General features: G+C 32.1%; 24 protein-coding genes, 1 pseudogene and 1 riboswitch. Of the genes and pseudogenes, 20 read left to right on the top strand and 5 right to left on the bottom strand.

The genetic code is table 11. The features are described from left to right. Window positions 1-162: 162 nt before the first annotated feature. On the bottom strand, window positions 163-654 hold the full coding sequence (locus SAMSHR1132_RS03945; protein WP_000695603.1) for a GNAT family N-acetyltransferase: 492 nt from the start codon (window positions 652-654) through the stop codon (window positions 163-165). 406 nt (window positions 655-1060) lie between these two features. Next, complete coding sequence (locus SAMSHR1132_RS03950; RefSeq protein WP_001007646.1) at window positions 1061-1483, bottom strand: organic hydroperoxide resistance protein; 423 nt, start codon at window positions 1481-1483, stop codon at window positions 1061-1063. 148 nt (window positions 1484-1631) lie between these two features. On the opposite strand from SAMSHR1132_RS03950, the gene aroD reads away from it, so the two are divergent. Beyond that, window positions 1632-2351 carry a type I 3-dehydroquinate dehydratase gene (gene aroD / locus SAMSHR1132_RS03955; RefSeq protein WP_000648667.1) on the top strand — a complete coding sequence of 240 codons (720 nt, stop codon included), beginning with the start codon at window positions 1632-1634 and terminating at the stop codon, window positions 2349-2351. 81 nt (window positions 2352-2432) lie between these two features. Beyond that, entirely contained in the window at window positions 2433-2972 is a 540-nt protein-coding gene (locus SAMSHR1132_RS03960; RefSeq protein ID WP_000422916.1) for a nitroreductase family protein, read from the top strand. A 136-nt stretch (window positions 2973-3108) separates the two neighbouring features. Here the strand turns inward: SAMSHR1132_RS03960 and SAMSHR1132_RS03965 are convergent, their stop codons facing one another. Then, entirely contained in the window at window positions 3109-3429 is a 321-nt protein-coding gene (locus SAMSHR1132_RS03965) for a thioredoxin family protein (RefSeq protein WP_001147950.1), read from the bottom strand. A gap of 142 nt (window positions 3430-3571) precedes the next feature. Here SAMSHR1132_RS03965 and SAMSHR1132_RS03970 point away from each other — a divergent pair, with 142 nt between their 5' ends. The 9 genes from SAMSHR1132_RS03970 (at window position 3572) to SAMSHR1132_RS04010 (ending at window position 9691) form a co-directional block, all read left to right on the top strand. Continuing rightward, window positions 3572-3928 carry an arsenate reductase family protein gene (locus tag SAMSHR1132_RS03970; protein WP_000589547.1) on the top strand — a complete coding sequence of 119 codons (357 nt, stop codon included), beginning with the start codon at window positions 3572-3574 and terminating at the stop codon, window positions 3926-3928. A gap of 157 nt (window positions 3929-4085) precedes the next feature. Then, window positions 4086-4466, top strand: coding sequence for a glycine cleavage system protein GcvH (gcvH, locus tag SAMSHR1132_RS03975; RefSeq protein WP_000290488.1), 381 nt, complete (start codon window positions 4086-4088; stop codon window positions 4464-4466). Window positions 4467-4643: 177 nt separating this feature from the next. Next, window positions 4644-5522 (top strand): YwqG family protein, encoded by an 879-nt coding sequence (locus tag SAMSHR1132_RS03980; protein ID WP_000932203.1) that lies wholly within the window; start codon window positions 4644-4646, stop codon window positions 5520-5522. Window positions 5523-5750: 228 nt separating this feature from the next. Beyond that, a complete protein-coding gene (locus SAMSHR1132_RS03985) occupies window positions 5751-6137 on the top strand; it encodes a toprim domain-containing protein (protein WP_001018958.1) in 387 nt (128 codons plus the stop codon). Beyond that, entirely contained in the window at window positions 6130-6426 is a 297-nt protein-coding gene (locus SAMSHR1132_RS03990; RefSeq protein WP_001065631.1) for a thioredoxin family protein, read from the top strand. Before SAMSHR1132_RS03985 ends, SAMSHR1132_RS03990 begins: the two co-directional genes overlap by 8 nt. 57 nt (window positions 6427-6483) lie before the next feature. Beyond that, window positions 6484-6587: riboswitch (SAM riboswitch) on the top strand. 89 nt (window positions 6588-6676) lie between these two features. Then, the gene (locus tag SAMSHR1132_RS03995; RefSeq protein WP_000571224.1) at window positions 6677-7702 is read left to right on the top strand and encodes a methionine ABC transporter ATP-binding protein; all 1026 of its coding nucleotides are present in this window, start codon (window positions 6677-6679) and stop codon (window positions 7700-7702) included. Next, entirely contained in the window at window positions 7695-8390 is a 696-nt protein-coding gene (locus tag SAMSHR1132_RS04000) for a methionine ABC transporter permease (RefSeq protein ID WP_000520228.1), read from the top strand. Before SAMSHR1132_RS03995 ends, SAMSHR1132_RS04000 begins: the two co-directional genes overlap by 8 nt. A 17-nt stretch (window positions 8391-8407) precedes the next feature. Further along, window positions 8408-9229, top strand: coding sequence for a MetQ/NlpA family ABC transporter substrate-binding protein (locus tag SAMSHR1132_RS04005; protein WP_000732321.1), 822 nt, complete (start codon window positions 8408-8410; stop codon window positions 9227-9229). A gap of 267 nt (window positions 9230-9496) precedes the next feature. Then, complete coding sequence (locus SAMSHR1132_RS04010; protein ID WP_000752915.1) at window positions 9497-9691, top strand: CsbD family protein; 195 nt, start codon at window positions 9497-9499, stop codon at window positions 9689-9691. A gap of 242 nt (window positions 9692-9933) precedes the next feature. Here SAMSHR1132_RS04010 and SAMSHR1132_RS04015 read toward each other — a convergent pair whose 3' ends face one another. Beyond that, window positions 9934-10785, bottom strand: a complete 852-nt coding sequence (locus SAMSHR1132_RS04015; protein ID WP_001183842.1) for a DUF368 domain-containing protein — start codon at window positions 10783-10785, stop codon at window positions 9934-9936. A 326-nt stretch (window positions 10786-11111) separates the two neighbouring features. Between SAMSHR1132_RS04015 and sufC the strand changes: the two genes are divergently transcribed. The 6 genes and pseudogenes from sufC to SAMSHR1132_RS04045 all read left to right on the top strand — a co-directional run bounded on the left by sufC (window position 11112) and on the right by SAMSHR1132_RS04045 (window position 16947). Further along, entirely contained in the window at window positions 11112-11873 is a 762-nt protein-coding gene (sufC, locus tag SAMSHR1132_RS04020) for a Fe-S cluster assembly ATPase SufC (protein WP_000168845.1), read from the top strand. A 98-nt stretch (window positions 11874-11971) separates the two neighbouring features. After that, window positions 11972-13279 carry a Fe-S cluster assembly protein SufD gene (sufD, locus tag SAMSHR1132_RS04025; RefSeq protein WP_000205565.1) on the top strand — a complete coding sequence of 436 codons (1308 nt, stop codon included), beginning with the start codon at window positions 11972-11974 and terminating at the stop codon, window positions 13277-13279. Window positions 13280-13371: 92 nt separating this feature from the next. Further along, window positions 13372-14622 carry a cysteine desulfurase gene (locus SAMSHR1132_RS04030; RefSeq protein ID WP_072291984.1) on the top strand — a complete coding sequence of 417 codons (1251 nt, stop codon included), beginning with the start codon at window positions 13372-13374 and terminating at the stop codon, window positions 14620-14622. Then, the gene (gene sufU, locus SAMSHR1132_RS04035) at window positions 14612-15076 is read left to right on the top strand and encodes a Fe-S cluster assembly sulfur transfer protein SufU (protein ID WP_001010511.1); all 465 of its coding nucleotides are present in this window, start codon (window positions 14612-14614) and stop codon (window positions 15074-15076) included. Before SAMSHR1132_RS04030 ends, sufU begins: the two co-directional genes overlap by 11 nt. Before the next feature lie 151 nt (window positions 15077-15227). Next, on the top strand, window positions 15228-16625 hold the full coding sequence (gene sufB / locus SAMSHR1132_RS04040; RefSeq protein ID WP_001074400.1) for a Fe-S cluster assembly protein SufB: 1398 nt from the start codon (window positions 15228-15230) through the stop codon (window positions 16623-16625). Between the two features lie 182 nt (window positions 16626-16807). Next, window positions 16808-16947, top strand: a pseudogene (locus SAMSHR1132_RS04045) (hypothetical protein). Window positions 16948-16952: 5 nt separating this feature from the next. Here SAMSHR1132_RS04045 and SAMSHR1132_RS04050 read toward each other — a convergent pair. Continuing rightward, complete coding sequence (locus SAMSHR1132_RS04050; RefSeq protein WP_000274037.1) at window positions 16953-17267, bottom strand: hypothetical protein; 315 nt, start codon at window positions 17265-17267, stop codon at window positions 16953-16955. A 327-nt stretch (window positions 17268-17594) separates the two neighbouring features. Between SAMSHR1132_RS04050 and SAMSHR1132_RS04055 the strand changes: the two genes are divergently transcribed. The 3 genes from SAMSHR1132_RS04055 to SAMSHR1132_RS04065 all read left to right on the top strand — a co-directional run bounded on the left by SAMSHR1132_RS04055 (window position 17595) and on the right by SAMSHR1132_RS04065 (window position 20863). Next, entirely contained in the window at window positions 17595-18635 is a 1041-nt protein-coding gene (locus SAMSHR1132_RS04055) for a hemolysin family protein (protein WP_000582343.1), read from the top strand. 13 nt (window positions 18636-18648) lie between these two features. Beyond that, window positions 18649-19716, top strand: coding sequence for an NAD(P)H-dependent flavin oxidoreductase (locus SAMSHR1132_RS04060; RefSeq protein ID WP_000267311.1), 1068 nt, complete (start codon window positions 18649-18651; stop codon window positions 19714-19716). 298 nt (window positions 19717-20014) lie between these two features. Then, window positions 20015-20863, top strand: a complete 849-nt coding sequence (locus SAMSHR1132_RS04065) for a DUF72 domain-containing protein (protein WP_000608121.1) — start codon at window positions 20015-20017, stop codon at window positions 20861-20863. Window positions 20864-20874 lie beyond the last annotated feature (11 nt).

Below are 20874 nucleotides of genomic sequence, written 5' to 3' on the forward strand. Positions count from 1 at the left end.
AATAATCCCCTTTAAAGTATTGAAAATTCTGAAAATATATATAATCAAAGCATATCAAATAAAATAAAACTGCTCAATATAAGAGCAGTTTAGAATGGATTGGTTTTGTTTTTATGATTTGAATTTATTAGAAATGAAGAAATATATAAATATAAAACTGAATTACTTATTAATCAAATCATAAAAAAGCCAATGTTCATCAAAATAAGAATTGCCTATTTTAATTGCATTTTTTTCAAAACCGAGAATGTCGAATCCAAGAGCACTATAAAAAACTTTTGCACCTATATTGTTTGATACAATTGATGTAAGTACAGATTCAAAGTTATTCTGTCGTGCATAGCTAATGATGTAATTAATGAGCTCGCTATTAATCGATTTATCGTTATTGTTAACAAAGTTGTATTTAATTAATGATTTGTGCTCTTTTCCTACATATCGAATTTGTTCTAGCGTAGCCGTAGCAACGAGTGTGTTACGGTCATAACAGCCAAAGACGATACATGTCGGTAAAGTTTCATCTAAAATGTCATGTATTAAGGTGTCAGTCATAGTTTGACTATAATGTGAATCTTGAGTGAATTCTTCTTTGACTGTCGAAACGAGTCGTTTATACTCATTAAAATCATCATTTGTTAATGTTTTAATTTTCATTACTGACCTCCTTAATCATTATTAAGAAAGATTTTGTGCTAAAAAAATTTCTTAATTACATATTAAAATGTTTATTAAAATTTTGCAATCACTGATTTAAATGCACATTCTTGTAAATTGAGAATTAATTTAATTTAAATTCTGCTTAAGTCTTTGCTTAAAATGAATACTCCAGCGATTAGAATTTTCATCTTCGAAGTAATATAAAATTGGCAAAACCCATGCCACTATTGGAACCGGTACCATTATAAAACCATCAATAATGCTTTGTTTTTTATTAAAATTAATATGAATTTACTATGCTAATCTTAACGAAAAAACCAACCAAAAATTTCCGAAAAAATTTGGTTGGTAAATGTGAAAATTATGTGAAATATTACATTTGTATCTATTAAGTCTAAATTTATTAATCTACTATACTTACATTTAAATCTACATTTACATTTCCGTGAATAGCTTTTGAATATGGACAAAACTCATGTGCCATTTGTAAGTATTTTTTAGCTTCATCTTGAGATAATACATTTTTAACTGTAGCTTCTATTGCAACGCTTAATTTAGGACTTTCGGAATTGGAATCATCTTCTAATCTCACAGTTATTGTTACTTCTGGTTTTGCATCACGAATTTTGTGTTGTTTTAAAATTAGGTCAAACGCACCATTGAAACAAGATGCATATCCTGCAGCAAATAATTGTTCAGGATTTGTTGCTTTTCCATCTGCTTGTGCTGGTGGAATGATATCAATATCTAATGCATAATCATCTGTATAAACATGACCTTTACGACCACCGATATTGGTAGCTTTTGTTTCATATTGTATTGCCATCGCTATGACCTCCTAAAATAAATTACGTTTATGCTATACCCAAATTAATATTAGGTAATCTTCATTGATTTTAGTAACGTATTATTGAATGATGAAAAGTAGTTGTTTACAATGAAATATAATGAGCGACTGAAAAGAGGGATTTACCATGAAGGCAGTGGAAGTGGTTGCTACTATCGCACCGCAAATTCAAATTGATGAGAATTTACAAAAACAAATAAATAAACGCAGTGATGCAATTGACATTATTGAACTTCGGATTGACCAACTTGAAAATATTTCAGTTGATGACGTCTCAAAATTAGTTATAAAACTAAAAACATTACCAAAAATAAATAAAGTTTTAGTTACATATCGTACGACAAAACAAGGTGGAAGCGGCGAAATTACAAGCGAGTCATATATGAATTTATTGTCATCACTGGCTAATGTCAAAGAGATAGATATGGTTGATATTGAATGGGAAAAGGAAATTGAGATTGAACGTTTTCAGCAAGTCATTAAAAAGTTGCAAGGTCAGAATAAAGAAGTGATAATTTCACATCATAATTTTGATGAGACACCGACCTTAGATGAACTACAATTCATTTATTTTAAAATGCAAAAGTTTAATCCAGAGTATGTAAAGTTAGCAGTTATGCCACATAATAAAAACGACGTCTTAAATTTATTACAAGCTATGGTTACTTTTTCAGATACGATGAATTGTAAAGTAGTAGGCATATCTATGTCTAAACTCGGGTTAATAAGCAGAACATCTCAGGGAATCTTTGGTGGTGCGTTGACATATGGGTGCATAGGAGAGCCTCAAGCACCAGGTCAAGTTGATGTGGTTGATTTAAAAGAACAAGTATCATTCTATTTATAAGATGTAAGTCGTTTGCTTTTAAAGATAGGCTGCTTTATAATTGAGAAGTATTATCATTGTTCGTGGAGGAGCGATTTTATAATGGAATTACAACAAGCAATAGCTAATAGAAGAAGTGTGAAAAAGTTTAAAAGAGATATGCACATAGATGATGCATTGCTATACCAAGCAATCGAAAAGGCTGCTGATGCTCCAAATCACGGAATGAGGGAACCTTGGAGAGTTGTGCATGTTCCAAAGGATCGATTAGGGGAAATGAGTAAAGATATATCTAAATTTGCATTTCCCAATGAATTAGATAAACAACAATCTCATTACGAGGCAGTAACGAACCTTGGTGGCATGTTACTACTTATTTTAAAAACTGACCCAAGACAACGCCAAAATGATGAAAACTATTTTGCATTTGGTGCGTATACTCAAAATTTAATGTTATTACTTTATGAAGCGGGAATTGGTACATGTTGGAAATCACCATTATATATTTATGATCCGAAAGTAAGAAAAACATTAGGAATTAAAAAAGATGAGGTTTTAGCCGGATTCTTGTATTTAACAGATTTAGAAGACCATATGCCTAAAGCACCTCGTAAAAACAGAAATTTAATTACTTTATATTAATAAGGTAAGATATAGAAAAAGCTGAGACGCGGTAATGTGCGCCTAAATGTTAGAATTCATACTAATTAGGGCTTCATTACACAGTTGTCTCAGCTTTTTATTATTTTGTAAATACTGTCTGTATTCAGCAATATTACTACTTAAATGTTTCAGCTAAAAATGATTCCACTTGTTCAGGAGATTTTGCATTAGCTGAATGTAAATGTGCAATTTTATCACCATTTTTAAATACTAATAAACTAGGGATACCCATGACTTCGTTTTCAACTACTACATCTTCTAATTCATCGCGATTAACGGTATACCATTCGTAGTCATTATATTTTTCTACAATTGGATCAATCCACATATCCATTGCACGACAGTCAGGGCACCAGCCTGCCTCAAATTTAATAATCACTGGGTTATCACTGTTAATTACAGATTTGAATTCTTCATTACTTTTAATTGCTTGCATAGTTACAGCTCCTCTTGTTAGTTTGATAATTTTATTATAGCTAAACTTCTTGTTTATTAAAAAATTTTAGCCTCAAAATAAAAGCCTTTTGCCATGGAAAATGATATATTTATGTTAAATATATAAAGGAGGTAACAGTCGCATGATTAAATTTTATCAATATAAAAATTGTACAACTTGTAAAAAGGCAGCAAAGTTTTTAGCTGAATATGGCGTAAGTTATGAACCAATTGATATTGTTCAACATACACCTACAATAAATGAATTTAAAACAATTATTGCTGAAACAGGTGTTGAGATTAATAAATTATTTAACACACATGGTGCAAAATATCGTGAACTAGACTTAAAAAATAAATTACAAACGTTATCTGACGATGAAAAATTAGAATTGTTATCATCAGACGGTATGTTAGTAAAACGTCCATTAGCTATTTTAGGTGATAAAATTACGTTAGGATTTAAAGAAGATCAATATAAAGAGACTTGGTTAGCGTAATAATAATGTAATCGTTTACTAAATGTCTCGATATTTAGAAACATTACATGTAAAATGAAAGAAGCTATGCAATTGTTAATTTTTATAAATATAGTTGAATAGCATCTAGCCTTATGGCATCATTAATGTTGTAAAGAACAATTAGGAGGGGATTCTCTTGGCAGTACCAAATGAATTGAAATATTCAAAAGAGCATGAATGGGTTAAAGTTGAAGGAAACGTTGCAACAATCGGAATCACAGAATATGCGCAAGGCGAGTTAGGTGATATTGTATTTGTTGAATTACCTGAAACTGATGATGAAATTAATGAAGGGGATACGTTTGGTAGCGTAGAATCAGTTAAAACTGTATCAGAATTATATGCGCCAATCTCTGGTAAAGTAGTTGAAGTTAACGAAGAACTAGAAGATAGTCCCGAATTTGTGAATGAATCTCCATACGAAAAAGCATGGATGGTAAAAGTAGAAATTAGTGATGAAAGTCAGCTTGAAGCATTATTAACAGCTGAAAAATATGCAGAAATGATTGGTGAATAATCACTACGTAACTCCTTAATTTAATATTGAGGAGTTAATTTTTGGTCTGAGTTAGTAAATAATACGAAATAAATTTAATAGGTACTATGATTTGAAACAATGCTACATTTTATTATTAAAGAATGACGAAAATAATGTATTAAGCTATTTTATAAATATAAATTTGGGGAAATTAAAATGCTAAACATTCAAGACGTTAGTCATCTTTCTAAAAAAGAGCAAGAAGCATATAACCGTTTCGTAGAATCTGTAGAAAACGGTAATTTACCAGTATTACCATGTATTGAAATGAATCTAAAAGAGATGAAAGAAGAAACATTGAATCAGAGTAAGATTGGTGGAATGCCATTTTTAAAATCTTTTAAAGATATACCATTGGATGAAAATGAAGTGCCAATGATATTGTTAGCGCAGATTAATTTGAGTGAACTTCCAGAACAACAAAAATTATTTCCTGTAAAAGAAGGAATATTGCAGTTTTGGATTAGTTCAGAAGATCCGATGTATGGTATGTCGGAGAATTTAAAGGAAAATAATATCAACTCGAGACTTGTATATATCAAAGAGCCAATCACCGATTTATCATTGGAAGAAATTCAATCACATATGAAGTCAATAGATTCAAAAAATGAAGATATACCGTTTAGTGGGGCATTTTCTATAGAATTTAAGCTGACGAATCAAACAATTACATGTGCTGATTATAAGTTCGATGAGGACGTCCTTGAATTGTGGAATAAAGTCAATCCAGCCTTTAAGTTAGAATCAATGTTTGGTGATTATGATGAATTAATGGAACCTGTGTGCAACACATTTACTGCTAAAGAACCATTTAATCAGCTTGGTGGTTTTCCTTACTTTGATCAAAGAGATCCAAGAACGAATGATCAAGAACTGAAAATGTATGATAGAGTATTATTGCAAATTGACTCCACAAGAGATGGTAGTTCTTCGATTATGTGGGGTGACCTAGGTATTGCTAATATCTTAGTTAAGTCTACCGATCTTGAGGCTATGAAGTTTGATGATTACATGTATTCATGGGATTGCAGTTAACTCAGTCGTAAATAAAATGATTAACTTTAATAAGATGTAGTAATAAACCTTACTTGTTGAAAAGTGAGGTTTTTACTTATGCAAATTGTCCTTGAAAGCCAAAAGTGTTAATTTTGTAATCATTACATTAAGCTTGCTTAAATTTGTTATGATTTATGTTTTATTCAAGGTAATAATGTGAAATGATACAGTGACAGGTTTTTTATTGATTTTTAAAGGGTGATGATTATGGCTATTGTAAATAAGGTAATAATTGTTGAAGGAAAATCAGATAAAAAAAGAGTTCAACAAGTCATTGCAGAACCAGTAAATATTATTTGTACGCATGGCACGATGAGTATAGATAAAATTGATGATATGATAGAATCGCTTTATGGGAAACAAGTTTATGTGTTAGCAGATTCTGATGATGAGGGAGAACGCATAAGGAAATGGTTTAAACGCTATTTAAGCGAAAGTGAACATATATTTATAGATAAAACCTATTGTCAAGTTGCTAACTGTCCTAAAAAATATTTGGCGAATGTACTTACTAGACATGGTTTCAATTGTAAGAAAGAATCAACTCTCATACCTAATTTAAATACTGAAAGGTTAGTTTTAGCGAATGAATAATTCAATTGACATCACAGATGTAACGACGCATTATGAGGAAGAAAAACATTTAATCTTTGGTTATACACCAACATGTGGTACCTGTAAGGTTTCAGAAAGAATGTTAGATATTGCTAATGAAATACTAAAGTTACCACTAATTAAAATAGATTTAAACTTTCATCCTCAATTTTGTGAAGATATGCAAATTATGTCAGTGCCGATTTTATTATTAATGAATAAGGATAAAGAAGTAAAACGAATTTATGCATTTCAATCGGTGACTGATTTGTTAGAAAATTTAAAATAGTTATTGACGAAATTTTACTAAGGTGTTAGGATTAATACAAATTAAATAATGCGTATACTCTTATCGAGAGTGGTGGAGGGATGTGCCCTACGAAGCCCGGCAACCGTCTTATATAGAAATGGTGCCAATTCACATAAAGTTATGACTTTTGAAGATGAGAGAAACAATACTTCTATTGCTTTCTCAATTTTTCTATCGATTTTGAGAAAGCATTTTTTATTTTTATATAGCAACACAGGGAGGAATAAACGTGATTGAGTTAAAAGAAGTCGTCAAAGAATATCGGACTAAAAATAAACAAGTACTTGCTGTAGATCACGTTAATTTATCGATTAAATCGGGATCGATATATGGCGTCATTGGATTTTCTGGAGCAGGAAAAAGTACTTTGATACGTATGTTTAACCATTTAGAATCGCCTACATCAGGTGAAGTCATTATTGACGGAGATCACATTGGTCAATTATCTAAAAATGGACTTAGGAAAAAAAGACAAAAAGTGAGTATGATCTTCCAACATTTTAATTTATTGTGGTCAAGAACAGTACTTAAAAATATTATGTTTCCGCTTGAAATTGCTGGTGTACGTAGAAGGAAAGCGAAACGAAAAGCATTAGAACTTATTGAGCTAGTTGGTTTGAAAGGGAAAGAAAAAGCTTATCCTTCGGAGTTGTCTGGTGGACAAAAACAACGTGTAGGTATTGCACGCGCATTAGCTAATGATCCGACAGTTTTACTTTGTGATGAGGCAACAAGCGCACTTGATCCTCAAACGACAGATGAAATTTTAGATCTATTATTAAAAATTAGAGAACAACAAAACTTAACAATAGTCTTAATTACACATGAAATGCACGTTATTCGTCGTATTTGTGATGAAGTAGCTGTTATGGAAAATGGTAAAGTGATTGAACATGGACCGGTTACACATGTATTTGAAAATCCTCAACATGCAGTAACAAAGAGGTTTGTGAGAGAAGATTTAAATGATGATTTTGAAGCATCTCTAACAGATTTAGAACCCTTAGACAAAGACGCATATATTGTTAGATTAAATTTTGCAGGTTCAACAACTACGGAACCAATCGTTTCAAGCTTATCCAGCGCATTTAATATCAAAATCAATATTTTAGAAGCTAATATAAAAAATACAAAAGATGGAACAGTTGGCTTTTTAATTTTACAAATTCCGTTTATTACAAATGAAGATTTTGGAAAATTCGAAAAAGAGTTAATTGAGCGACAAGTTAAAGTGGAGGTGTTAAGACATGGGTAAATCATTTAGCGATATTATTAATGAAATGATAACAATGCCTAATGTACAGTGGCCAGATGTATGGACTGCAATTGTCGAGACACTATATATGACTGTCGTTTCAACTATATTTGCTTTTATTTTAGGTCTCATCTTAGGTGTTCTTTTGTTCTTATCTGCAAAAGGTAAGTCTAAAGGTGCTAGAATTTTTTATACAATTGTATCTTTTATCGTAAACCTATTTAGAGCTATACCATTCATTATCTTAATCCTTTTATTAATTCCTTTTACTAGTTTAGTGCTTGGAACAATTAGTGGTCCAACAGGTGCATTACCGGCTTTAATTATAGGCGCGGCACCATTTTATGCTAGGCTCGTTGAAATTGCTTTTAAAGAAATTGATAAAGGTGTTATTGAAGCGGCTTGGTCAATGGGAGCAAACACTTGGACAGTCATTCGTAAGGTTCTATTACCCGAAGCAATGCCGGCATTAGTTTCTGGTATTACAGTTACAGCGATTGCATTAGTTGGTTCGACAGCAGTTGCTGGCGTTATAGGCGCAGGTGGCTTAGGTAATTTAGCATACTTAACTGGTTTCACTCGAAATCAAAATGATGTCATTTTAGTATCAACAGTTTTTATTTTAATTATTGTATTTATAATCCAATTCTTTGGGGATTGGCTTACAAATAAACTTGATAAACGATAAATTGGGGGTTTCATTTTATGAAAAAATTATTTGGATTTTTATTAGTATTAACATTTGCAGTTGTATTAACGGCTTGCGGTAATGGAAATAAAGGCGGTAGCGATGACAAGAAAATTACGGTTGGTGCTTCACCAGCACCGCATGCTGAAATTTTAGAAAAAGCGAAACCATTATTAAAGAAAAAAGGTTATGATCTTGAAATTAAAACAATCAACGATTACACGACACCTAATAAATTGTTAGATAAAGGCGAAATCGATGCAAACTATTTCCAACATACACTTTATTTAAATACTGAGAAAAAAGATAAAGGATACAAAATAGTAAGTGCTGGAGACGTTCATTTAGAACCAATGGCTGTATATTCTAAAAAGTATAAAAGCTTAAAAGAATTACCAAAAGGTGCTACAGTATATGTTTCAAACAATCCAGCTGAAGAAGGACGTTTCTTGAAATTCTTTGTTGATGCAGGATTAATTAAAATTAAAAAAGGCGTAAAAATTGAAGACGCGAAATTCAGCGATATTACTGAAAATAAAAAAGATATCAAATTCAATAACAAACAATCAGCAGAATTCTTACCTAAAATTTATCAAAACGAAGATGCTGATGCGGTTATCATTAACTCAAACTTTGCAATCGAACAAAAACTAAATCCTAAAAAAGATTCAATTGCTGTCGAAAGTGCAAAAGATAATCCATATGCTAACTTAATTGCAGTTAAAGAAGGTCATCAAGATGATAAGAAAATTAAAGCGTTAATTGAAGTGTTACAATCTAAAGATATTCAAAACTTCATTAATGAAAAATACAATGGTGCAGTCATTCCTGCTAAATAATTTATTACAAGCTCAGTAACGTCAAGTTGCTGGGCTTTTTGTGAGCTATACATTTCCAATGAAAATTAAACAATATTCAATATAAAGTATATTATTTATTAAACAGTAAAGTAATAACCGGTAATTTAGCTTACTTTACATTGAATTTTTTTCACTCGTTATATAATGAAGCTAAATATTTTCACAAAATTATTTGAGTTAAATGTTTAGACGTTTTTTAATTGGGTAAATTTAAATTACAACATTTATTTCAAGGAGGCATTCATTATGGCAGACGAAAGTAAATTTGAACAAGCAAAAGGTAACGTTAAAGAAACAGTAGGAAACGTTACTGATAATAAAGATTTAGAAAACGAAGGTAAAGAAGATAAAGCTTCTGGTAAAGCTAAAGAATTCGTTGAAAATGCAAAAGAAAAAGCAACTGATTTTATAGATAAAGTAAAAGGTAACAAAGGCGAGTAATTTTACTTTTAAATCCTAATACACTACGCATGCCACTTAGTCGGTATAAATATCGGCTAGGTGGTTTTGCTGTGTGTGTACGAAATTTTGTCATCCATGACTTAGTTAATATTAATTTTAATGAAAGAAAGAGTCTAAATTAAAAAACTCGTTAACTAATTTCAATGGTAAGCAATAAAAATTTAATCCTACATTGAAAGTAATTAACGAGAAAAAGTGAATCAAAAATTGTTCGCGAATGGTTATTCATTTTCAGCGGTAATACGACCTAAAGTCAAACTTACGATTAAACCGATGATAAATACGACAATCGAAACAAACCACATCGTGATATTAGTTGGTAAGCCTGGAAATACTGCAAGGAGTGATCCGATAACAAAACCTATAATTAGCGCAAAAGTCATCAAAGTATGGTGTGATAAAAAATACTGAATGATTTTACTGGAAAAAATGAAACCAGCAAGTACACCAAAACCGACTGCAAGTAATATAGGAATACCGGCAAAATTAAGCTTAACTACTTCAGAAATAGCTAACATGACAGTACCATAAACACCAAATACCAATAACATAAACGAACCTGAAATACCTGGAAGTAACATTGCGCTGGATGCACACATGCCCGCAATAAAATATTTAAAAATAAGACCAGTTGATAGCGTCAGCGTTTCACCAGCGTGCTTATCCCCACTATTCAATAAAGTAATAATAATTAAAATGACGATACCAGTTATTACCATCATATAATGTTTTGCTGTAAATGATGACTTATAGTTAGATATTTTCAATAAGTAAGGGACAATTCCTATAATTAAACCACCAAAGAAAAACATAGTAGGTATGTGATGCTGGCTTAATAAGTAATTGAAAAGATTACTTAGTGATCCCATTGCTAATAACATACCAATTATAATAGGAAGTAAAAATGTGAAACTTGGCCAAAAGCGTCGTGAAAAGATCCCGCTTATGGAAGCGATAAATTGGTTGTATATACCTAGCAATAAAGCGATTGTGCCGCCACTAACGCCAGGTACTAAATCACTCGTGCCCATAGCAAATCCTTTAAAAATATTAATCCATTTAAACTGTTGCATGAATAACTCCTTTCTATCGATTGGAATAAAACATAAATAGCATCATACCATATCATAAATGTTTTAGTGAAATGATAACATATTTTAAAAACATAAAATCCATTGAGAAATTATGAGTACTGATTATCATTTATACTTCTGAACTGAGTCAATTAGAGATGTACTTTAGAGTTACTAAAAATAATAAAAAGGGTTTAAGTTATTTATATTAAGGTATAAGTAAGTTATAATTAACTGAACGCATTATTACAAAGTCTTTTTGACTACAAATTAAAATTATTATAAACTAGTTAAGAAAACTTTATATTTTACGGAGGGAATATAAAATGGCATCAACATTAGAAATCAAAGACCTACATGTGTCTATTGAGGATAAAGAAATCTTAAAAGGTGTTAACTTGACAATTAACACTGATGAAATACATGCGATTATGGGACCAAACGGGACAGGTAAATCAACTTTATCATCTGCAATTATGGGACACCCAAGCTATGAAGTAACTAAAGGAGAAGTACTTTTAGACGGTGTTAATATTTTAGAATTAGAAGTTGATGAAAGAGCAAAAGCAGGGTTGTTCTTAGCAATGCAATATCCATCTGAAATTACAGGTGTAACAAATGCTGATTTCATGCGTTCTGCAATTAATGCGAAACGTGAAGAAGGACAAGAGATTAACTTAATGCAATTTATTAAGAAATTAGATAAGAACATGGACTTTTTAGATATCGATAAAGACATGGCTCAACGTTATTTAAATGAAGGTTTCTCAGGTGGAGAGAAGAAACGTAACGAAATCTTACAATTAATGATGTTAGAACCTAAATTTGCAATCTTAGATGAAATCGATTCAGGTTTAGACATCGATGCATTAAAAGTTGTATCAAAAGGCATTAACCAAATGCGTGGGGAAAACTTTGGTGCATTAATGATTACACACTATCAACGTTTATTAAACTATATTACACCAGATAAAGTACATGTAATGTATGCTGGTAAAGTCGTTAAGTCTGGCGGTCCAGAATTAGCAAAACGTCTTGAAGAAGAAGGATATGAATGGGTTAAAGAAGAGTTCGGTTCAGCTGAATAATCTTATTAATACAATATCCACGAGATGTTCATCTATATATGATGAAAATGAACATTTATTCGAAATAGTAAATTTCATCAAGTAGGAGGAAAAAAGTTATGACAACTGATATTTTGAACATTTCTGAAGAACAACTTGTTGATTATTCTAAAGCCCACAATGAACCTTCTTGGATGACAGAATTACGTAAAAAAGCTTTGAAATTAACAGAAACTTTAGAAATGCCAAAACCTGATAAAACAAAATTAAGAAAATGGGATTTTGATTCTTTTAAAGAACACGATGTTAAAGGTGATGTTTATCAATCTTTATCACAATTACCTGAGTCAGTAAGAGAAATTATTGATGTAGATCAATCAAAAAATTTAGTAATTCAACATAACAATACGATTGCATTTACACAAGTTGATAATAATGCATCAAATGATGGTGTTATTATTGAAGGTTTAGCTGATGCACTTGTAAATCATAGTGATTTAGTACAAAAGTACTTTATGAAAGATGCAGTAACTATAGATGAACATCGAATTACAGCGCTACATACAGCATTAGTTAATGGTGGCGTATTTGTTTATGTTCCTAAAAATGTAGTTGTAGAACATCCAGTACAATATGTTGTTTTACATGATGATGAGAACGCAAGTTTCTATAATCATGTCATTATTGTTACTGAAGAAAGTGCTGAAGTGACATATGTTGAAAACTATTTATCAAATGCATCTGGTGAAGGAAATCAATTGAATATTGTTTCTGAAGTCATTGCTGGTGCAAATTCAAATATTACTTATGGTTCAGTAGATTACATGGACAAAGGCTTTACAGGTCATATCATTCGTCGTGGTATTACAGAAGCGGATGCTTTAATTAACTGGGCGTTAGGTTTAATGAATGAAGGAAGCCAAATTATTGATAATACAACTAATTTATATGGTGATCGTTCAACAAGTTCACTTAAATCAGTTGTAGTTGGAACAGGCGAACAAAAAATCAATTTAACATCTAAAATTGTTCAATATGGTAAAGAAACGGATGGTTATATCCTAAAACATGGTGTAATGAAAGAACATGCATCGTCTGTGTTTAATGGTATTGGATATATCAAGCATGGTGGTACAAAATCAATTGCAAACCAAGAATCACGTGTATTAATGTTATCAGAACACGCACGAGGAGACGCAAATCCAATTTTATTAATTGATGAAGATGATGTTCAAGCAGGCCACGCGGCTTCAGTAGGTCGTGTTGATCCGGATCAACTTTATTACTTAATGAGTCGTGGTATTTCTCAAAGAGAAGCAGAACGACTTGTTATTCATGGTTTCTTAGATCCAGTAGTACGTGAGTTACCTATCGAAGATGTTAAACGTCAATTAAGAGAAGTAATTGAACGTAAAGTATCTAAATAAGTTATTGTAAATTAAATTTAAACTGTTGATATTGGTGAGAAACTTTTACAACGTAGTATTTAAACAAGCAGGATTTTTATTTAAGAAAGGTCGTGAATGAAGTGGCCGAACACTCATTTGACGTTAATGAAGTAATCAAAGATTTTCCGATTTTAGATCAAAAAGTCAATGGCAAACGTTTAGCATATCTTGATTCAACAGCGACAAGTCAAACACCTGTTCAAGTGTTAAATGTTCTAGATGATTACTATAGACGCTACAATTCTAATGTCCATCGTGGTGTTCATACTTTAGGTTCGTTAGCAACTGATGGATATGAAAATGCGAGAGAAACAGTAAGACGTTTTATTAATGCAAAGTACTTTGAAGAAATTATTTTTACTAGAGGGACAACTGCAGCAATTAACTTAGTAGCCCATAGTTATGGCGATGCAAATGTTGAAGAGGGCGACGAAATTGTTGTTACAGAAATGGAGCATCATGCGAATATCGTTCCTTGGCAACAATTAGCAAAGCGTAAAAATGCGACATTGAAATTTATACCAATGACTGCTGAAGGTGAATTAAACATCGAAGATATAAAGCAAACGATTAATGATAAAACGAAAATCGTTGCAATTGCACATGTATCTAACGTACTTGGTACAATTAATGATGTTAAAACAATTGCTGAAGTTGCCCATCAACATGGTGCAATCATAAGTGTTGATGGTGCACAAGCGGCGCCACATATGAAACTTGATATGCAAGATATGGATGCTGATTTTTATAGTTTTAGTGGTCATAAAATGCTAGGCCCAACTGGTATTGGTGTATTATTTGGAAAACGTGAGTTACTTCAAAAAATGGAGCCAATTGAGTTTGGTGGTGACATGATTGATTTTGTAAGTAAATATGATGCGACATGGGCAGATTTACCTACAAAATTTGAGGCGGGTACACCATTAATTGCACAAGCGATTGGACTTGCAGAAGCCATTCGCTACCTAGAACGTTTAGGTTTTGATGCCATTCATCAATATGAACAAGAATTAACAACATATGCATATGAACAAATGTCGGCGATTGACGGAATTGAAATCTATGGTCCACCAAAAGATCGCCGCGCAGGTGTGATAACATTTAATTTACAAGATGTTCATCCACATGATTTAGCTACAGCGGTTGATACAGAAGGCGTCGCAGTTCGGGCTGGACACCATTGTGCACAACCACTGATGAAATGGTTAAATGTGTCTTCAACAGCAAGAGCGAGTTTTTATATATACAACACGAAAGAAGACATTGATCAGTTAATAAATGCCTTGAAACAAACAAAGGAGTTTTTCTCTTATGAATTTTAATAATCTAGATCAATTATATAGATCTGTCATTATGGATCATTATAAAAACCCTAGAAATAAAGGTGTATTAGATAACGGGTCTATGACAGTTGATATGAATAACCCGACATGCGGTGACCGAATTCGACTAACATTTGATATAGAAGACGGCATGATTAAAGATGCTAAGTTTGAAGGTGAAGGTTGTTCAATTTCAATGGCAAGCGCATCAATGATGACGCAAGCTGTTAAAGGTCATTCACTTGGTGAAGCAATGCAAATGAGCCAAGAATTTACAAAAATGATGCTTGGTGAAGATTATGTGATTACAGAAGAAATGGGAGATATTGAAGCATTACAAGGTGTTTCACAATTCCCTGCTCGTATAAAATGTGCCACATTAGCTTGGAAAGCATTGGAAAAAGGTACTGTTGCTAAAGAAGGTAAAGCAGAAGGTACAACTGAAGAAGAATAATATGCTGTTAATCATAAGATAAAATGACATAAGACATAAAATAAGTTTAGACGCTTTTATAAGATAGTATGTCATTGTTATAATATGATTTACATCATGAATTAAAAACTTACGCACGCCGTTGTAAATATATTTTTAAGGAGTGATTGAAATGGCTAAAAAAGCACCTGATGTTGGGGATTATAAATATGGATTCCACGACGATGATGTTTCCATTTTCAGATCAGAACGTGGTTTAACTGAGAATATTGTTAGAGAAATTTCTAACATGAAAAATGAGCCGGAATGGATGTTAGATTTCCGTCTTAAATCATTAAAATTATTTTATAAAATGCCAATGCCTCAATGGGGTGGCGACTTATCGGAATTGAATTTCGATGACATTACGTACTATGTTAAACCGTCAGAACAAGCTGAGCGTTCATGGGATGAAGTGCCAGAAGAAATTAAACGAACTTTTGATAAATTAGGGATTCCTGAGGCTGAACAAAAATATTTAGCCGGTGTTTCTGCACAATATGAATCAGAAGTTGTTTACCATAACATGGAAAAAGAACTTGAAGAAAAAGGTATCATTTTCAAAGATACAGATAGTGCTTTACAAGAAAACGAAGAACTATTTAAAAAATACTTTGCGTCAGTTATTCCTGCAGCAGATAATAAATTTGCAGCGTTGAACTCAGCAGTATGGTCAGGTGGTTCATTCATTTACGTACCTAAAAATGTTAAATTAGATACGCCATTACAAGCATATTTCCGTATAAATTCTGAAAATATGGGGCAATTTGAACGTACACTAATTATTGCTGATGAAGGTGCTTCTGTACATTATGTAGAAGGTTGTACCGCACCAGTATATACAACAAGTTCATTACACTCAGCTGTTGTTGAAATTATCGTGCACAAGGATGCACATGTACGTTATACAACTATTCAAAACTGGGCAAACAATGTATATAACTTAGTTACGAAACGTACTTTTGTTTATGAAAATGGAAATATGGAATGGGTAGATGGTAACTTAGGTTCTAAGTTAACGATGAAATATCCAAACTGTGTTCTATTAGGAGAAGGTGCGAAAGGTAGTACATTATCAATTGCATTCGCTGGTAAAGGACAAGTTCAAGATGCCGGTGCTAAAATGATTCATAAAGCACCTAATACATCTTCTACAATTGTTTCTAAATCTATTTCTAAAAATGGTGGTAAAGTTATTTACCGTGGTATTGTACATTTTGGACGTAAAGCAAAAGGTGCGCGTTCTAACATTGAATGCGATACGTTAATCTTAGATAATGAATCAACTTCAGATACAATTCCATATAATGAAGTATTCAACGATCAAATCTCATTAGAGCATGAAGCTAAAGTGTCAAAAGTTTCTGAAGAACAATTATTCTATTTAATGAGTCGTGGTATCTCTGAAGAAGAAGCGACAGAAATGATTGTTATGGGATTCATCGAACCATTTACAAAAGAACTTCCAATGGAATATGCGGTAGAAATGAACCGTTTAATCAAATTCGAAATGGAAGGTAGTATTGGATAGCTTTAAACCGCGTTGTTAAGCTATTCTTAACTACCGAAAATGGTTATTGATACCATTTTGATACTGAATATAACAAAAAGCCACATTTATGTGGCTTTTTTGGTTTTATAACTAAATCGGATTGATAGATAAGCTTTGTACTTATTTATCAGTTCGATTTTTTGATTGATGTAAAAAAATCATTGATGGTGGATAAAGCGACAACACAAATACAACATGATTGTGGCATTAGAGTGATGGTCTTTATTAAATTAATTGAAAACTACATCAAATATTCTTTAAAGATAATTCGATAATAGTTCGATTAAGTTTCGATGTATAAGTGAGTTAAAATAAGAAAACTATTAATAATATTAAGTTCACTACAGATGTTGCTAATGGACCGTAAGTTTTAAAGACATCTTTACTTTTATAACCAACAATCGCATCTAAAAATTGAACTAAAATCATTGCAATGGATATAGTTATCAAAAATATAGCACTATGAATGACTAAAGAAAAAACAGCTAATAAAAATAAAGGTAAGCTTCGACTAAGTGCATAATAAGCATTTATATTATGGCTAGATGCACATGCTCGAATTGAATAACCTAAACTTACACTGGCACTAATGATTGTAAATATTGCTAAAACAAAATACATGTTAATCCTTCTTTCTTTAGCGAGAATTTTAAATAAGTTTACTTAAAAGTAAAATTCCTACTGTCTTCAATAATCATCTCTAGTATAACTTTATTCAAAGTTAATGACTATCATGTGAATTCTGTTTAAATAATTCCACAAATATTTATACTACATTCAGATTAAAGCACTAAACCTCGTCATATTAGAATCTTTCGTAAAAGGCATTTTAGTTACTATTAATAAAAGTATTATATATAATGAATTTTATATGGTTTATTAAACTAGAACGTCGGGAATTAAGTAACTACAACAAAAATAAGATATGACAATAAGGAGACGACACACGTGATCATTGCCATAATTATATTGATATTTATTTCGTTTTTCTTTTCAGGAAGTGAGACTGCATTAACAGCTGCAAATAAAACTAAATTTAAAACAGAAGCTGACAAAGGTGATAAAAAAGCGAAAGGCATTGTAAGGTTACTAGAGAAACCAAGTGAGTTCATTACAACAATTTTAATAGGGAATAATGTCGCAAATATATTGCTACCAACACTTGTAACTATTATGGCATTACGCTGGGGCATCAGTGTTGGAATTGCATCAGCTGTCTTAACTGTTGTTATCATTTTGATTTCTGAAGTGATTCCAAAGTCTGTAGCAGCAACATTTCCGGACAAAATAACGAGGCTTGTATATCCGGTTATCAATATTTGTGTGTTTGTATTTCGTCCAATTACACTACTTTTAAATAAATTAACAGACAGTATTAATCGAAGTTTATCAAAAGGACAACCACAAGAGCATCAATTCTCTAAAGAAGAGTTTAAAACGATGTTAGCAATTGCAGGGCACGAGGGTGCTTTAAATGAAATTGAGACAAATAGACTAAAAGGTGTTATTAATTTTGAAAATTTAAAAGTTAAAGATGTCGACACAACACCAAGAGTTAATGTGACTGCATTTGCATCAAATGCGACATATGAAGAAGTTTATGAAACGGTTATGAATAAACCTTACACAAGATATCCGGTGTATGAAGGTGATATAGATAACATCATTGGCGTGTTTCATTCTAAATATTTATTAGCTTGGAGTAATAATAAAGAAAATCAAATTACAAACTATTCAGCTAAACCATTATTTGTGAATGAACATAACAAAGCGGAGTGGGTATTACGTAAGATGACAATTTCTAGAAAACATTTAGCTATTGTATTAGACGAATTTGGTGGAACTGAAGCGATTGTGTCACATGAGGATTTAATTGAAGAATTGTTAGGTATGGAAATTGAGGACGAGATGGATAAAAAAGAAAAAGAAAAACTTTCTAGACAACAAATTCAATACCAACAGCGAAAAAAACGTAACATTTCAATCTAAGGGGCGAACAACTATGTGGAATATGAACCGACTTACTCAAATGTTAAATATTAAATATCCAATTATACAAGCAGGTATGGCGGGAAGCACTACGCCACAACTAGTAGCATCTGTAAGTAATAGTGGTGGATTAGGAACCATTGGCGCAGGTTATTTTAATACGAAACAGTTAGACGAAGAAATAGACCGAGTAAGAGAATTAACTAAAAATGTTTTTGGTGTGAATATTTTTGTACCAAGTCATCAATCATATACAAGTTCGCAAATCGATAACATGAATGCATGGTTAAAACCTTATAGACGTGCATTACATTTAGAAGAACCCGTTGTAAAAATTACGGAAGAACAGCAATTTAAATGTCATATAGATACAATTATAGAAAAACAAGTACCTGTTTGTTGTTTTACTTTTGGGATTCCTAGTGAAAAAATTATTAATAGATTGAAAGAAGCGAATATTAAACTTGTCGGGACAGCAACATGTGTTGACGAGGCTATCGCGAATGAAAAAGCAGGTATGGATGCTATCGTTGCACAAGGAAGTGAAGCCGGTGGACATCGAGGTTCATTTTTAAAAACTCAAAAACAAGTACCTATGATTGGAACGATATCACTTGTGCCTCAAATTGTAGATGCTGTGACTATACCAGTCATCGCTGCAGGCGGTATTATGGATGGTAGAGGAATTCTTGCAAGTATTATTTTAGGTGCTGAAGGTGTACAAATGGGAACTGCATTTTTAACATCACAAGATAGTAAAGCATCAAAACTTTTGCGAGATGCAATAATAAATAGTAAAGAAACAGATACTGTTGTAACTAAAGCATTCAGTGGAAAATTTGCACGTGGCATCAACAATAGATTTATCGAAGAAATGTCTCAATTCGAAGGTGACATCCCTGACTACCCAATACAAAATGAACTAACAAGTAGCATAAGAAAAGCCGCAGCAAACCTTGCTGACAAAGAGTTAACGCATATGTGGAGCGGCCAAAGCCCACGACTAGCAACTACACATCCCGCCAACACCATCATGTCTAACTTAATCAATCAAATAAATCAAATTATGCAACACAAATAAACGATCGCAATCCACAAAACCACAAGCGCCTGACTTACAATTTTAGCGCTTGTCAATTTCGTTGATTGCGTTTTAATTTTACAAATCAAAAGAAACAAAAGCATGTTGCTGCAGTTCATTTATAAAAGTAAAAAGAAACAAAAGCATCAAGGTGAAATTCGTTGGTATGAGCAAGAAGAAACAAAAGCATCAGATTAAAATTTGTTGGTATGAATATGCAGAATCACAATTAGCAAACCGAAGTTCGTTGAAATGATTATGATAAAAGTTATATGGTATGATGACAGTGGTGATATAAATGATAAACATCGGATTAACAGGTTGGGGTGATCACTATTCATTATATGAAGATTTAGAACGCCAAACTGATAAACTTAAAACATATGCTGGACACTTTCCGGTTGTTGAATTAGATGCTACATATTATGCGATACAACCAGAAAGAAATATATTGAAATGGATAAAAGAGACACCTGATACATTTGAATTTGTTGTAAAAATTCATCAAGCACTCACTTTGCATGCTGATTACAAAGCATTTGCAGACACGAGGCAAGAGTTATTTGAGCAATTCAAGAAAATGTTAGAACCATTACAAACACATCATAAATTAGCGATGGTACTGGTTCAATTTCCGCCTTGGTTTGATTGCAATGCACAAAATATCAAATACATTTTGTATGTAAGACAACAATTACAATCATTTCCAATGTGTGTTGAATTTAGACATCAATCTTGGTTTAGTGATGCATTTAAAGAACAAACATTGGCATTTTTAACTGAAAATGAAATTATACATGCAGTAGTTGATGAGCCACAAGTAAAAGAAGGTAGTATCCCGTTGGTGAATCGAATTACAAATGAAATTGCATTTGTTCGTTATCATGGACGAAACCAATATGGTTGGACAAAAAAAGACATGTCAGACCAAGAATGGCGAGATGTTCGCTATTTATATGATTATAATGAGCAAGAATTAACAGACTTAGCACAAAAGGCACAAATTTTGGAACAGAAAGCTAAGAAAGTTTATGTCATATTTAACAATAATTCTGGTGGACACGCAGCGAATAATGCTAAAACTTACCAGCAATTATTAAATATAGATTATGAAGGATTAGCACCACAACAATTAAAATTATTTTAAGAGGCGACGAC

Source organism: Staphylococcus argenteus, from assembly GCF_000236925.1.
GTDB classification, from domain to species: Bacteria; Bacillota; Bacilli; order Staphylococcales; family Staphylococcaceae; genus Staphylococcus; species Staphylococcus argenteus.